Below are 13,516 nucleotides of genomic sequence, written 5' to 3'. Positions count from 1 at the left end.
CGCTGCGGGTTGCAACGCCCAGATTATCTTCTGCAAGCCAGCACCAATTTCAATCGAGATGTTTTGCGCAAATTTGCCTAATTGTGCAACAAAGTAGCGCGCAAGTGGTTTATCAGCGCTGAAATTTGTGCTGCAAATGGACGCAAGTATAAATTCTTGCATATACTCAATTCGGACACGAACATATTGATGTCTCGGAAGGGTGGTCTTTCCGGGATTTTGATGGAGAAGAACCGTGGACCGTAACTATCATGACAAGGGGCAGACCGATCGCTCCAATGGCGAATATGACAATCCTCATGGGCTGATCGACAGCTTGGTCAACTTCTGCACGGCGACCGACGACGAGTGGAAGGCGGACATCAAGGAAAGCGAGGATTACGACAAGGGCTGGAATCACACCGACAAGCAGCTGAACAAGGGTTTCTTCGGCTTCTAGTCGACGGTCCCAACCCCGCCGGGCAGCCCAGCGCCGGGCGCTGATCGCGACACGATCGGCGCCCGGCTTGTGTTTGCCTCATGTGTTGATATGCCTTCGTGATCCAGCCAGGCGGAGCTGATCCGCCCCATATTCCCCTCCCCACCCCGACAGGATAGGACACCTCAAAGCACACAGGGGAGGGCATCATGGCAACGCTGGCACCGGAGGAACTCCGTCCCGATCCGTCGCCCGCCGACATTCGCCTCGTCATCGCCGCCTCGTCGCTCGGCACCCTGTTCGAGTGGTACGATTTCTTCATCTACGGCACGCTCGCCGCGATCATCGGCAAGACGTTCGTGCCGTCGGACAACGAGCTGGTGCGCAACCTGCTGGTGTGGGCGGGGTTCGCGGTCGGGTTCGGGTTCCGGCCGCTGGGCGCGGTGTTGTTCGGGTTCCTCGGCGACCGGCTCGGGCGTAAATACACCTTCCTCGTCACGATCACTTTGATGGGCGTCGCGACCGCGGGGATCGGGTTCATTCCGCCCGCGGCGCAGATCGGGCTGTGGGCGCCGGGGATCGTCGTGCTGCTGCGCGTGCTCCAGGGGCTCGCGCTGGGCGGCGAATATGGCGGGGCGGCGATCTATGTCGCGGAGCATTCGCCGCCGGGGAAGCGCGGTTTCTACACCAGCTTCATCCAGGCGAGCGTGGCGGGCGGGTTCATCCTGAGCCTCGCGATCGTGCTGCTGACCAAGCTCGTCGCGGGGGACGCGGGCTGGGCGGCGTGGGCGTGGCGCTTCCCGTTCATCTTCTCGCTCGGGCTGCTCGCGGTGTCGCTGTGGATGCGCCTCAAGCTCAGCGAAAGCCCGGTGTTCCGCGCGATGAAGGAAGCGGGCGAGACGGTGAAGAACCCGTTCGTCGAGAGCCTGCGCTATCCCGGCAACGCCAAGCGGCTGTTCGTCGCGTTGTTCGGGATCGCGGCGGGGCTGACGGTGATATGGTACACCGCCTTGTTCTCCACGCTGACCTTCCTCACCACGACGATGCGAGTCGAGGAGACTGCGGCGCAGCTGATCGTCGGGTTCGGCGGGCTGTGCGGGCTGTTCTGGTTCGTGCTGTTCGGGCGGCTGTCCGACCGGGTGGGGCGCAAGGCGCCGATCGTGATCGGCTATGCGCTGACGCTCGTCATGCTGTTCCCGATCTTCTGGGTGATCGGCGGGGCGGCGAACCCGGCTTTGGTGCACGCCAACAAGCGCGCGCCGGTGATCGTCAGTGGGCCGCATTGCAGCTACGACGTGTTCGCATCGAAACAGGCCGACGAATGCGGGCAATTGCTCGACTATTTCTCCAAGAAGGGCGTGGCCTACACCAAGGGGACGACCCCGGCGGTGGTGGTGATCGTCGGCGGGGAGGCGGTGGCGGACACCAGTCCCAAGGGGCTCGACGCCGCGCTGACCGCCGCGGGCTACAGCCTCGACAAGGTGCGCCCGACCGCGTGGGGCATCGTCGGCATCCTGTTCGCGATGCTGCTGATGTCGGCGCTCGCGGGGGCGACCTACGGCCCCGTCGCGGCGTTGCTGGCGGAGATGTTCCCACCGCGCATCCGCTATTCGTCGATGTCGATCCCCTACCATATCGGCACCGGCTATTTCGGCGGATTCCTCCCCTTGATCAGTCAGTTGATCGTCGCCAAGACTGGCAATCCGTACGCCGGGCTATGGTACACCTGGGGGGTGGTCCTGGTCGCGCTGCTGGTGGCGCTGTGGGGACTGAAGTGGAAAGGGGAGGCGGTTCCGGCATGACGCGCGCAATTGTAACCGGCGTAACGATGATCGGCGCGGCGCTGGCCGCCACGCCGCTGGCCGCGCAGAACGCGCCGCCGCCGCTCGCGCCGCCCGCGATGGTCGCGCCGCCCGTGTCGACGCCGCCGGCGGAGGATCCGCTGGCGTCGTTCGTCATCGCGCGCGGCGAGGTCGAAAGTCCCAAGGGCAGGATGCCGGTGCAATTGCTCGTCAAGGGCGACGACGCCGCGGTGCGCGGGGTCGTGCCGGGTGAGATGCGCTGGCGCTACCTGCCGATCGGCGACCCCGACACCGCGCTGCGGCTGCTCGCCGACCGGCGGCTCGCGTTCCTGTGGGAGCCGCTGCTCGCCTGGACCGGGCCTGATCTCGGGCTGTTGCGCCAGCGCACGATCGACAAGGCCGAGCGCGCCTATGCGATGGCGTCGCCCAACGCGCCGACGAATTCGGCCGACTCGACGGTCCGCCCGCCGACCCGCGCGCTGCTCCAGTTCGCCAACGTGCTGTACCGCGCCGGCTATTCCGACCGCGCGCTCAAGCTGGTGGAGGACGAGCGCGCGAAGCGCACCCTCAAGGCGAACTGGGACCAGATGGAATGGGTGATCCTGACGATCCGCGAGGGCAATTTGCTGATCGGGCTGGGGCGCTACGACGAAGCGATCAGGCTGTTGGCCGAGGCGCGCGAGCGGATCGGGCGTGAAAACGTGTTCGGGGTCAATATCGACGTCAATCGCGCGGCCGGGCTCGCCAATGTCGGCCGCTATGCCGAGGCGCTGGCGGTGATCACCGAGGCGCGCGCGCAGTTCGACGGCGGCAAGGAACGCGGTAAGCGCGGCGCCGAAAAGCTCGACGGCAGCGACCGCCAGTTCGAATGGATTCGCGGCTGCGCGCTCAAGGGCCTGGGCCGCGCGGACGAAGCGCGCCCCGCCTTCGCGACGGTGCTCAACGCGCCCGAGCCGGCCGACCCGTTCTTCAAGACCGAGAACAACGACCAGCTGCGCTTCCGCGTCTATTTCTGCACGCGCGATTCGGCGGCGCTGGCGACGTACCTCAAGTCCGATATCGATACGTCGCTGATCGCGCCGGGCAGCTTCCTGCTGCTCCAGCCGGCGTGGCGCACGACCAACGACCCGGGCAAGCTGTACGACGCGGTGCGTGCCGACCCGGGCTTGCGGATCGCCGCGGCGCGATGGATGCGCGAGCTGCCCCCCGCCTTGCTGCCGGCGCTCAATTACTGGCGCTGACGCGGCTGGCGTCGCGGCGGCGCCAAGGGTAGGGGGCGGCATGACCGCCGCCCCGTTACGCCTGCGCCGCGACGCCGACGCGCTGACCGCGAATTGGCGCGCGCTCGCGCGGATGAGCGGCAGCGCAGCGTGCGGCGCGGCGATCAAGGCGGACGGCTACGGGCTCGGCGCCGCGTGGGTGGCGACGACGCTGGCGAAGGCAGGTGCTCGCGATTTCTTCGTCGCGACCTGGGCCGAAGCCGCGGAGCTGGCGCCGCTCGGCCTGCCCGCATTATCGGTGCTCCACGGCGTGCGCGACGAGGACATGGCAGCGGCGCTGTCGGGAATCGCGACACCGGTGATCAGCACCGCAGCGCAGGCCGTGCGGTGGCGAGCGGCAGGCGGAGCCCCATGCCACGTGATGCTCGACACCGGCATGAACCGAATGGGGCTGGGCGGCGACGACCTTGCGGCCGGCGCGCTCGATGGCCTGACGATCGACGTGCTGATGAGCCACCTGGCGTCGGCGGACGAGGATTCGCCCAAGAACAGCGACCAGCGCGGCCGCTTCGTCGCGATGGCGGCGGGCGTTACGGCCGAGCGGCTGAGCCTCGCCAATTCCGCCGGGATCGCGCTGGGTGGCGACTATGCATTCGACCTGACTCGCCCCGGCCTCGCGCTCTACGGCGGCGTGCCGCGTCCCGAACTGGCCGGCGCGATCGCGCAAGTCGCGTTCCCGCAAGCGCAAGTGCTGCAGCGCCGCCGCGTCGCGGCGGGCGAGACGGTCGGCTACAACGCGACCTGGACCGCGCCCGCCGACACCGATGTCGCGATCCTCAACATCGGCTATGCCGACGGCTACTGGCGCGGCTTTTCCGGAAGAGGCCAGGCGTTGCTCGGCGGCGCGACGCTGCCCGTGCTCGGGCGCGTGTCGATGGATTTGATCGCGGTCGGCGTGACCGGCCAGCCGGTCGCCGAGGGCGACTGGCTCGAGATCGACTACGACCTGCCGCGCGCGTCGGCGGCGTCGGGCATGTCGCAATATGAATTGCTGACGGGATTGGGCAGCCGCTTCGATCGGACGGGCTGAACGCGAGGCAAAAAAAGGGCGGGGGTTTCCCCCCGCCCCATGCAACCGATCGTGACCGATCAGAAGTTCGCCTTGAACCCCGCGTAGAAGCTGCGGCCACGATATTCGAAAATCGCGCTGCCGGTGCCCGTCGCCGTGGTCGCGCCGTCCGGCACGCCCTGGTTGAGCACGTTGTCGATGCCCATGTAGAACTTCAGCTTGCCGCCGGTACGACCCTTGCCGACATCGATGTCGAGACGGATGTCGTTGTAGAAGACGCCCGGATACTTCAGCGTCGGGAAGGCATCGATGTTGCTCGGCGGCAGGCCGTTGATCGTGTGCGTCGTCGCATAGGCGGCGCGCCACTGCGGCCCGATATAGTGCATCCGGTAGCCGAAGGTGAACGGCTTCACGCCGATCGCCACATCCCACCGGAACTCGTCCTGCGGATCGCCGAGCTGGTCGAGGATACGCGTTTCGAACGCCGGGTTGGTCGGATCCTGATAGTTGCTGTTCGTCAGGCTGTGGACATAGACGAGGCTGGTATCCAGCGCGACCCCGCCGAAGTCGTGGCGATAGTCGAAGTTGACGTCGATGCCGCGGCGGACGCGCTTGGCGAAGTTGAGCGGCACGTTGGTCAGCGAGTTGCCCAGGATGCGTCCCGGCACTTCGCCGAGCGGGCCCGGGCCGGTCCCGCGATAGCGCGTGAACAGCGCACAGTAGATGTTGTTCAGCGTCGCCGAATCATAGCATTGGTTGACGATCGTCTGCGGCGCGATCGTCGCGATGACCCCGTTCACCTTGATGTTATAATAGTCGACCGACAGGCTCATCCCGCGGATGAAACGCGGCTGGACGACCACGCCATAGGTGTATGAATCGGACTTTTCGACGTTCAGGTTGGGGTTCGACCCGCTGACGATCGGCAGCGACTGGGTGATGTCCGTCAGGTTGGCGAGCAGCGGGCCCAGATCGGTCTGACAATTGGTCTTGCGAATGCCGCTGCCGATTTGCGCCGGGTTGCACGGATCGACGAAGCCGTTCGAAAAGTTCGGCACCAGCGGGAAGCCGGTTTCCGACACGTTCGGCGCGCGCACCGCGCGGCTGTAATTGGCGCGGAACCGGATGTCCTTGATCGGCGCGTAATCGACGCCGGCGTTGTACGTCCAGACCGTGCCGGCCTTGCCCTGATACCCCGACACGCGGCCCGCGCCGCTGATCGTCAGTTCATCGAAGAACGGCATATCCTTCAGCACCGGAATGCGAAGTTCGCCATAGGCTTCCTTCACTTCGAACGGCTTCGGCACGAACGGCGGGATCGACACACCGTTGGTAAAGCCGCCGACGACGAACGGATCCTGCTTGTAGAAGGCCGTTTCACGCCGATACTCGCCGCCGATCGCGAAGCTGACCGGGCCGCCGGGCAGTTCGAACAACTGGCTCAGGTCGCCTGACACGAAGCCCGAACCCACGAACTGGCTCAGGCCCGCCCGGACCGTGAAGGTCCGCGAGAAATAGTTGATCGAGGCGGTGTTGTCCGGCGTGCCGAACGGATTGTACGGAACGCAGGCGGCGATGTCCGCCGCGAGGCGCGCGGCGTTCGCCGCATTGTACGCGGCCGTCGCGGCGCTGGCGGGATCGGGCGACGGGGAGAAGCCCGACAGCTGGACCGCCGACGCCGGATCGAATTGCGAGCGGCACTGGATCTGCCCGGTGACCGGGTTGCGGCCGGCGTCCATCGCCAGCGCGAACCGCTGGCGGTCGATATAACCGCTGGTCGTGGTCGATTCGCGGAACTGGCCGTAATTGGCCGACAGTTCGTAGCTCCAGTCGTCGTTGAACGTCCCGCGGAAGCCGGCGACCACGCGATAGGTATCGCGCTGGAAGTGCTCGTCGCGCAGGCCCACGTCGAGCAGATTGCGCGCATCGACGAAGCGGAAGCTGCCGTTGTTGATGTTGGCGATGTCGGTCGCGGTCAGGTTGCCAGCCGCCGGGCAAATCACCTGCAAGTCGGTGCGACAGCCCGAGGCGAGGATCAGGTTCGCCAGCGTGGTGCGGTCGGCCGGGTTGAGAAACGGGTTGTCGAGCCGCGGGCGCTCACGGAAGTCGGTCGTGCCACCGGTGCCCTGGTTGAACGACGGGCCGGCGTTGTTGCCGACCGTCTTCACGCGGTTCCACTTGGCCTCGACGAAGAATTCCAGCGCCTTGTCGAACTCGTAATGGCCGAGCAGGTTGAAGCCGTAGCGCTGGTTCTGCGGCAGGACCGACACGGTCTCGGCCTCGCGGCCGGTTTGACCGTTGCCGCCGTTGATGCCGCTGTTGAGGCCCGTGCCGAAGCGCGTGCCCGTCTGCGCGATCAGGCGGCCGTTATCGGCGAACAGGTAGGTGCAGTTGAACGCCGTACCGGCGGTATTGGGCGGGCCATTGGCGGCGGTCGTCGCATTGCCGCACGCGCCGGCGTTCGGCACGTTGCGCTGGTTGATCGGCACCAGACCACCATAATAGATCGTCGTGCTGCGCAGGTCGTTGAACAGCGCGTTATCGGTGTAGCCGTCGCCGCCGTTGACGATGCCCGAGCCGCCGTCGGCATCGACCGTCGCGAAGTTGCGGTTGACGCGGAAGGCGTCGACGTCGGACGCGAACACGCGCTCGCTGCGCGTATACTCGCCCTGCAGCGTGATGTTGCCGCGGCCGTCGGCGAAGTTCTTGCCGTACATCGCCGAGACGAACTGGTTACCGCCATAGCCCTGGCCAGTGACGCCGGCCTGGCCGCGCACCTGAAGCCCGTTGAAGTCGCGACGCAGCACGAAGTTGACCACGCCGGCGATCGCGTCCGAGCCGTACACGGCGGAGTTGCCGCCCGTCACGATATCGACGCGCTCGATCAGGTCGGCGGAGATGGAGTTGGTGTCGACCGACACCGCGTTGTTCAGGATGTCCGCCGGGACGTGGCGGCGGCCGTTGACCAGCACCAGCGTGCGCTGCGTGCCGAGGCCGCGAAGGTCGAGCAGGTTGAGGCCGGCGATACCGATGCCGAGTCCCGGGTTGGTCTGCGCGAAGGTGCTGCGCAGCTGCGGCAGTTCGTTCAGCGCATCGCCGATGCTGGTCTGGCCGTTCTGGAAGAACGATTCGCCCTGGACCGACGTGATCGGCACGGTCGATTCGAGGTTCGGACGGCGGATGCGCGATCCGGTGATGACGATTTCGGCGTCGGACTTGTCGTCGGTCGCTTGGCAGTTCGGATCCTGCGCGGGATCGCAATTGGGCGTGGTCTGCGGCGCCGGCGCGGCCGCTGCCGGACCGGCGGGCTTGTCGGCGCCGTAAGCGAATTGCGGCGCGAGCAGGCCGCACGATACGAGCGCCGTCGCCGACAAAAGGCGTGAAATATTCATGCTGAAACCCCCTGAAGGTGAAATCGGTACTCCCCCAGTACCGTCAGCGTGAACCAGAACCGTTTTGGCTTGCAGGCGCAAGCCCAAGCCCAGACATTATGTCAGAGATGTCGTAATTTGTATCAAATTGTAGCAATTATGCCACGATAGGACAGCTGAACTGGCGAATTACAAGCAAGCTGCTGTAATATAGCGGTATTCTCTTACCGCTCGATGCACATCGCGATGCCCATGCCGCCGCCGATGCAGAGCGTCGCCAAGCCTTTCTTCGCGCCGCGCTTCTGCATTTCGTAGATCAGCGTCGTCAGCACGCGCGCGCCCGACGCGCCGATCGGGTGGCCGATCGCGATCGCGCCGCCGTTGACGTTGACCTTGTCGGCGTCCCAGCCGAGTTCCTTGCCCACCGACAGCGCCTGCGCGGCGAAGGCTTCGTTGGCCTCGATCAAATCGAGATCGGCGATGCTCCAGCCGGCCTTTTCGAGCGCGCGCTTCGAAGCGGGGACCGGGCCGATCCCCATTATCGACGGGTCGACGCCGGCCGACGCCCACGACTTGATGGTCGCGAGGATCGGCGCGCCGCGCCGCTCGGCTTCTTCGCGACTCATCACGACTAGCGCGGCGGCGCCGTCGTTCAGCCCCGATGCGTTGGCGGCGGTGACCGTCCCGTCCTTCTTGAACGCGGGGCGAACGCCCGACACGCTGTCGATTGTCACCCCGGCGCGGATATATTCGTCGTCCTCGACGATCGTGTCGCCCTTGCGGCCCCTCACCGTCACCGCGGCGATTTCGTCCTTGAACTTGCCGCTCCCACGCGCCGCTTCGGCCTTGTTCTGGCTGGCGACCGAGAATTCGTCCTGCTCGCCTCGGGTGACCTGATATTGCTCGGCGAGATTCTCGGCGGTGATCCCCATGTGATAGCCGTTGAATACGTCGGTCAGGCCATCCTTGATCATCGTGTCGACCAGGCTGACGTCGCCCATCTTGGTTCCGCCGCGCAAATTCTGCGCGTGCGCCGACAGCGACATACTTTCCTGCCCGCCCGCGACGACGATCGTCGCGTCACCGGTCGCGACCGCCTGCGCCGCCAGCGCGACCGCGCGCAAGCCGGAGCCACACACCTGGTTGACGCCCCAGGCGGGCACTTCCTTGGGCACGCCCGCCGCCATCGACGCTTGCCGTGCGGGGTTCTGGCCCTGCCCGGCGGTCAGCACTTGCCCCAGGATAACTTCCGATACTTCGGCGCCGCGCACGCCGGCCTGCGCCAAGGCTGCCTCGATCGCGACGCGGCCGAGCTCGTGCGCGGGCACGCTCGCGAACGCGCCCAGAAAGCTGCCCACGGGGGTGCGCTTGGCGGCGGTGATGACGACATCGGACATGGGAGGCTCCTCGGGTTGCGGCGCGTCTTCTAGCGCCGTCGCGGCGTCATCGCCAGCGCAGTTGCACAATGGCGGCCCGGCATGGTTACCGCAGCGTCATGCTGCACCCATGCGGCGCAACATGTTGCGGTGCGTCAAACATCGGCTATAACCGGTCCCGACATCTTCAGGGGCGGTCGACCATGAAAAAGCACGGTGCGGGTGACGGCCCGGTGATCATCAAGAAATACGCCAACCGGCGGCTCTACAACACCGAAAGCTCGTCCTACATCACGCTCGATCACCTCGCGGCGATGACGCGCGAGGGGCGCGACTTCAAGGTGGTCGACGCCAAGACCGACGAGGACATCACGCACAATGTCTTGACCCAGATCATCATGGAGGAGGAAAGCCGCGGGCAGACGATGCTGCCGGTCAATTTCCTCCGCCAGCTGATCGCGATGTACGGCGATTCGATGCAGGCGATGGTGCCGGGCTACCTCGAAGCGTCGATGGAAAGCTTCCGCCGCAACCACGAACAGTTCAAGACCGCGGTCGAGGGCGCGTTCGCCAACTCGCCCTTCGCGGAGATCGCCAAGCGCAACATGCAGATGTTCGAGGCCGCGACCAAGGCGTTCAAGCCGGGTGCGGGCGCCGAACCCGCCGCGCCGGCGACGGGCAACGGCGAGGATGTCGCCGCGCTCAAGGCCGAGCTCGCACGGCTGCAAGAAAAGATCGAGAAGCTCGGCCACTGAGTCGATGGATTGGTCGGGGAAGGAGATCGCCGAAGGCGCGGTCGCGCTCGCGCTCGTCGTTGCTGTGATCGCGGGGGTGATCGACTGGCGGCACCGGAAACGCGACGACCTCGACCGCGTGGCGTTGCTCGACTGGCGCAGCGTTCAGGTCTTCGCGCTGATCGCGGCGATCATCGCCGTCAGCGTCGCCTTCAATCTCTAGTAGAAGTTCCTGAGCGTCAGCGCGCGGACCGGGCCGCCGCACAGTCCGAGCCGCACCACTCGCCCGGGGGCGGCGACTTGCCACAGGGCGATCGGGTCGCGCGCATAGGCTGCAGAGATCGCGGTGCCGTCGACGCTGCAGATTTCGTCGCCTGCCTGCCACCCGCCCGCCGCCGCGGGACCGCCGCGCATCACGTGGAGCACGCGCAACCGGTCGGGCTGGGTCGAGAGCAACAGTCCGCTGGTCGAGCGCAGCGGCGGACGATCGGTATCGGGCGTCGGCGCCATCACCATCCGTCCGGCGCGCGGGTCGAGCAGTACGCGAAAGCGCTGGAGGAACCCGATCCCGATCCGCCCCGACGCGCCCATCCGCGCCGAAAAACCGCCGCCGGGCTCGATCAGCGTCTCGGCCTGGCGCAGTGCCGCATCGCCCACCGCGACCTCGGGCAGCACCGCAAGGCCGGACTGCACCGCGCCGGCGACGCTGTACGACACGGTGGTCGTCGTCGCCGGCCCCGCCGCGCCGAGCGCCCCCCACGCTTCCGCCGACACCGCGATCGTCGCCCCGTCGCCGGTGTCGACGATCATCGGGCGCAGCCGCGTGCCGTCGACGCGCAGTTCGCTGATATACAGCTGGTCGCGGCCCGACAGCGACAGTGGTGCGCTCTGCCCCGCAAAGGGCAGGCGCCCGCTCGGCAGCAGGCGGAACCGCCGCGCGGAAAAATCGATATCGAGCGCATAGGCGCGCAGGATGTCGCTGCCGATCACCGCGTCGATCGCGGTATCGCCGCCAGTCGCGCTGTCCGGCAAATCGAGCACGCCGAGCCGGCCGCCGGTCCTGGTAAGGCCACCGATCACCAGCGTGCGCCCGTTGACCTGGCCCATCGCGACCGATCCGCCGACCCCGACGCCGACCCCGCCATTGGCGATGCGCAGCCCCGCGCTGGTCGCCCAGCGACGCGAGATCACCGATTGGCTGAACCCGGTGTCGAGGATTGCGGTCGCGGCGCGCCCATCGACCGTCATGCGGAAACGGATCTGGTTGCCCGGAGTCAGCTCGAACGGCACCCATTGCGCTTCGGCGTCGGGTGCGAGCACCGCGCGGTCGGGCAATGGCGGCCCGGGCATCGCGGGCGCCATCGCCGCGCCGAGCGGCGCCGGAAGGAGGACGAGCAGCGGGAGCAGCCAACGGCGCATGCCGCCGGCTTAGCGGCAGTGCGGTCGGGTTAGTAGCGCGTTAACCTCGTTTGCATCGCCGCTGGTCAAGTGAGGCTGCGGCAACTATCCGATACGGGAAAAGGGGGGCATATGAAGCGCTTCGCCGTCATCGCTGCCGTCGCGGCCCTGTTGATCGTCGATACCGCTGCCGCGGAGGATCGCTTTGATTGCCGTAACCCCAACGAGTCGGCCAACATCGTCAATTTCGATCGCGCGGCGAAGGCCGTGACGTTCACCAGCGACCTGGACGGCAAGCCGTTCGACCACCTTGCGCCATGCGCCGCGCTCGACATGGTCATACACAGCGCGCTAGGCGGCGACGTCCGCGCGAACAGACTGCTCGCCAGCGCGCGATGTGGATCAGCCGTCGAAAACGATGTGATGGTCGCCAATTTGGTCGGCGCCGATCAGTCGATCGATGTGGTGGTGACGCTGGTGTTCGATGCCGTTCGGTTGCGGCTAACCACGTCCATGCGGATCGCCAACCATGCGACTGTTCTCGAACGGACGTGCAAGCGGCTTTGACCGCTTACAAACAAGCTTCCAGAAACGCCTGGTCGAACCCGTATTGCCGCGCTTTTTCAAGCGTGTAGGGGCGCAGGCCCATCGCGCGATATTCACCGACGATCTTGCCGTCCGCGCTCTCGTCGAGATACTCGAACTTGAACAGTTCCTGCGTCACGATGACGGGGCCTTCCATGCCGATCACTTCGGTGATGTTGGTGACTCGGCGCGAACCGTCGCGCAGGCGCTTGACCTGGATGATCATGTCGACCGAGTCGGCGATCTGGCGCGAGATTGCTTCCTTCGGGATCTTGATGTCGCCCATCAGCACCATGTTCTCCATACGGCCGAGGCATTCGCGTGGGGAATTGGAGTGGAGTGTACACATCGACCCGTCGTGGCCAGTGTTCATCGCGGCGAGCAGGTCGAAACACTCGCTCCCACGAATTTCGCCGAGGATGATGCGGTCCGGACGCATACGCAGCGCGTTCTTGACGAGGTCGCGGATGGTGATCTCGCCCTGACCCTCGAGGTTGGCTGGGCGCGTTTCGAGCGGGAGCCAGTGCGGTTGCTGCAAGCGAAGTTCCGCCGCGTCCTCGATCGTCAGCACGCGCTCGCCCGGGTCGATCATCTTCGACAAGGCGTTGAGCATCGTCGTCTTACCCGAGCCCGTACCGCCCGAGATGACGACGTTGAACCGACACGCGCCCGCGATCTTGAGCGCGGTCGCCATCTTGACCGACATCGACCCGAACCCGGCCATCATGTCGAGCGTGATCGGCTTGTCGGAGAATTTGCGAATCGAGATCGCGGTGCCGCGCAAGCTGAGCGGCGGGACGATTACGTTGACGCGGGAACCGTCCTTGAGGCGAGCGTCGGCGAGCGGCGTAGTCTGGTCGACGCGGCGGCCGACCGAGTTGCAGATGCGCTGCGCGATCTGGAACAGATGCTCCTCGTCGCGGAACTGGATCTGCGCGAGTTCGAGCTGGCCCTTGCGTTCGATAAACGTCTGGTCCGGCCCGTTGACCATGATGTCGGAGATGTTCGGATCGGCGAGCAATTCTTCGAGCGGCCCGAGGCCGAGCAATTCGTCGACCAGCACCTTTTCGAGCGCGAACTGCTCGCGGCGGTTGAGCGTCAGCTTCAGCTCGGCGAGCACCTCGCCGATGATCGGGCGGAATTCCTCGGCCAGCTCGTCCTTGTTGAGCGTGGCTGCGGCTTCCGGGTCGACGCGTTCGAGCAGGCGCGGCAGCACCTGTTCCTTGATCTTGTGAACCGACGCCTCGAACCCTTCGCCCCGCGAGCTGCCCGATTCGGCGCTGGCGTTCTGGCGGTCGGCGAGGCGCTGCATCGCGTCCATCTGGACGCCGGGCATGTTGCCCAGCGGCGCATCGCTCTCGGACGGCGCGACTAGCGGGTCCTGTCCACCCGGGAGCGGCGGGAATTGCTCGGCGACATCGGGCTCGGACCGCGCAGGTGCACCACCCTGCATCGGCTTGGCGACGCCGAACGCCGGCCGTCCGGCCGCGCCGCCGCCGGCTCCATTACGGCGCCCGAACGCGCTCATGCCCCGAATTCCTTC

At 66.3% G+C, this 13,516-nt stretch carries 11 protein-coding genes; 7 read left to right on the top strand and 4 right to left on the bottom strand.

The window, feature by feature from the left end; genetic code table 11:
* Positions 1 to 235 precede the first annotated feature (235 nt).
* From E7773_RS14445 to E7773_RS14430, 4 genes are all read left to right on the top strand, one after another.
* Positions 236 to 439, top strand: a complete 204-nt coding sequence (locus tag E7773_RS14445; RefSeq protein ID WP_293992644.1) for a hypothetical protein — start codon at positions 236 to 238, stop codon at positions 437 to 439.
* A 188-nt stretch (positions 440 to 627) separates the two neighbouring features.
* A complete protein-coding gene (locus tag E7773_RS14440; protein ID WP_293992641.1) occupies positions 628 to 2,220 on the top strand; it encodes an MFS transporter in 1,593 nt (530 codons plus the stop codon).
* Positions 2,217 to 3,461 carry a tetratricopeptide repeat protein gene (locus tag E7773_RS14435; protein ID WP_293992639.1) on the top strand — a complete coding sequence of 415 codons (1,245 nt, stop codon included), beginning with the start codon at positions 2,217 to 2,219 and terminating at the stop codon, positions 3,459 to 3,461. The genes E7773_RS14440 and E7773_RS14435 overlap by 4 nt, the downstream gene beginning before the upstream one ends.
* 40 nt (positions 3,462 to 3,501) lie before the next feature.
* Positions 3,502 to 4,530, top strand: coding sequence for an alanine racemase (locus E7773_RS14430; RefSeq protein ID WP_293992636.1), 1,029 nt, complete (start codon positions 3,502 to 3,504; stop codon positions 4,528 to 4,530).
* A gap of 59 nt (positions 4,531 to 4,589) precedes the next feature.
* Here E7773_RS14430 and E7773_RS14425 read toward each other — a convergent pair whose 3' ends face one another.
* Positions 4,590 to 7,901: a TonB-dependent receptor gene (locus tag E7773_RS14425; RefSeq protein ID WP_293992633.1), complete on the bottom strand. Its 3,312-nt coding sequence runs from the start codon at positions 7,899 to 7,901 to the stop codon at positions 4,590 to 4,592.
* Positions 7,902 to 8,104: 203 nt separating this feature from the next.
* Positions 8,105 to 9,277 carry an acetyl-CoA C-acetyltransferase gene (locus tag E7773_RS14420; protein ID WP_293992631.1) on the bottom strand — a complete coding sequence of 391 codons (1,173 nt, stop codon included), beginning with the start codon at positions 9,275 to 9,277 and terminating at the stop codon, positions 8,105 to 8,107.
* Positions 9,278 to 9,459: 182 nt separating this feature from the next.
* On the opposite strand from E7773_RS14420, the gene phaR reads away from it, so the two are divergent.
* Entirely contained in the window at positions 9,460 to 10,011 is a 552-nt protein-coding gene (phaR, locus tag E7773_RS14415; RefSeq protein WP_293992628.1) for a polyhydroxyalkanoate synthesis repressor PhaR, read from the top strand.
* Positions 10,012 to 10,015: 4 nt separating this feature from the next.
* Positions 10,016 to 10,213, top strand: coding sequence for a hypothetical protein (locus E7773_RS14410; protein ID WP_293992625.1), 198 nt, complete (start codon positions 10,016 to 10,018; stop codon positions 10,211 to 10,213).
* Here the strand turns inward: E7773_RS14410 and E7773_RS14405 are convergent.
* Positions 10,210 to 11,409 carry an aspartyl protease family protein gene (locus E7773_RS14405; protein ID WP_293992623.1) on the bottom strand — a complete coding sequence of 400 codons (1,200 nt, stop codon included), beginning with the start codon at positions 11,407 to 11,409 and terminating at the stop codon, positions 10,210 to 10,212. The genes E7773_RS14410 and E7773_RS14405 overlap by 4 nt on opposite strands.
* Before the next feature lie 111 nt (positions 11,410 to 11,520).
* Between E7773_RS14405 and E7773_RS14400 the strand changes: the two genes are divergently transcribed.
* A complete protein-coding gene (locus E7773_RS14400) occupies positions 11,521 to 11,955 on the top strand; it encodes a hypothetical protein (RefSeq protein WP_293992620.1) in 435 nt (144 codons plus the stop codon).
* Positions 11,956 to 11,959: 4 nt separating this feature from the next.
* Here E7773_RS14400 and E7773_RS14395 read toward each other — a convergent pair whose 3' ends face one another.
* Complete coding sequence (locus tag E7773_RS14395) at positions 11,960 to 13,501, bottom strand: CpaF family protein (protein WP_293992618.1); 1,542 nt, start codon at positions 13,499 to 13,501, stop codon at positions 11,960 to 11,962.
* Between the last annotated feature and the right edge of the window lie 15 nt (positions 13,502 to 13,516).

Origin of the sequence: Sphingomonas sp., assembly GCF_004799495.1 — a bacterium.
GTDB lineage: Bacteria > Pseudomonadota > Alphaproteobacteria > Sphingomonadales > Sphingomonadaceae > Sphingomonas.
The sequence above is the reverse complement of the archived record's forward strand: the minus strand, read 5'-3'. Positions and strand labels throughout refer to the sequence as shown.

Coding starts and splice junctions, on each gene's coding strand:
- E7773_RS14440 (WP_293992641.1), top strand. CDS start 628: ATGGCAACGCTGGCACCGGAGGAACTCCGTCCCGATCCGTCGCCCGCC.
- E7773_RS14410 (WP_293992625.1), top strand. CDS start 10,016: ATGGATTGGTCGGGGAAGGAGATCGCCGAAGGCGCGGTCGCGCTCGCG.
- phaR (WP_293992628.1), top strand. CDS start 9,460: ATGAAAAAGCACGGTGCGGGTGACGGCCCGGTGATCATCAAGAAATAC.
- E7773_RS14425 (WP_293992633.1), bottom strand. CDS start 7,901: ATGAATATTTCACGCCTTTTGTCGGCGACGGCGCTCGTATCGTGCGGC.
- E7773_RS14395 (WP_293992618.1), bottom strand. CDS start 13,501: ATGAGCGCGTTCGGGCGCCGTAATGGAGCCGGCGGCGGCGCGGCCGGA.
- E7773_RS14435 (WP_293992639.1), top strand. CDS start 2,217: ATGACGCGCGCAATTGTAACCGGCGTAACGATGATCGGCGCGGCGCTG.
- E7773_RS14420 (WP_293992631.1), bottom strand. CDS start 9,277: ATGTCCGATGTCGTCATCACCGCCGCCAAGCGCACCCCCGTGGGCAGC.
- E7773_RS14430 (WP_293992636.1), top strand. CDS start 3,502: ATGACCGCCGCCCCGTTACGCCTGCGCCGCGACGCCGACGCGCTGACC.
- E7773_RS14405 (WP_293992623.1), bottom strand. CDS start 11,409: ATGCGCCGTTGGCTGCTCCCGCTGCTCGTCCTCCTTCCGGCGCCGCTC.
- E7773_RS14400 (WP_293992620.1), top strand. CDS start 11,521: ATGAAGCGCTTCGCCGTCATCGCTGCCGTCGCGGCCCTGTTGATCGTC.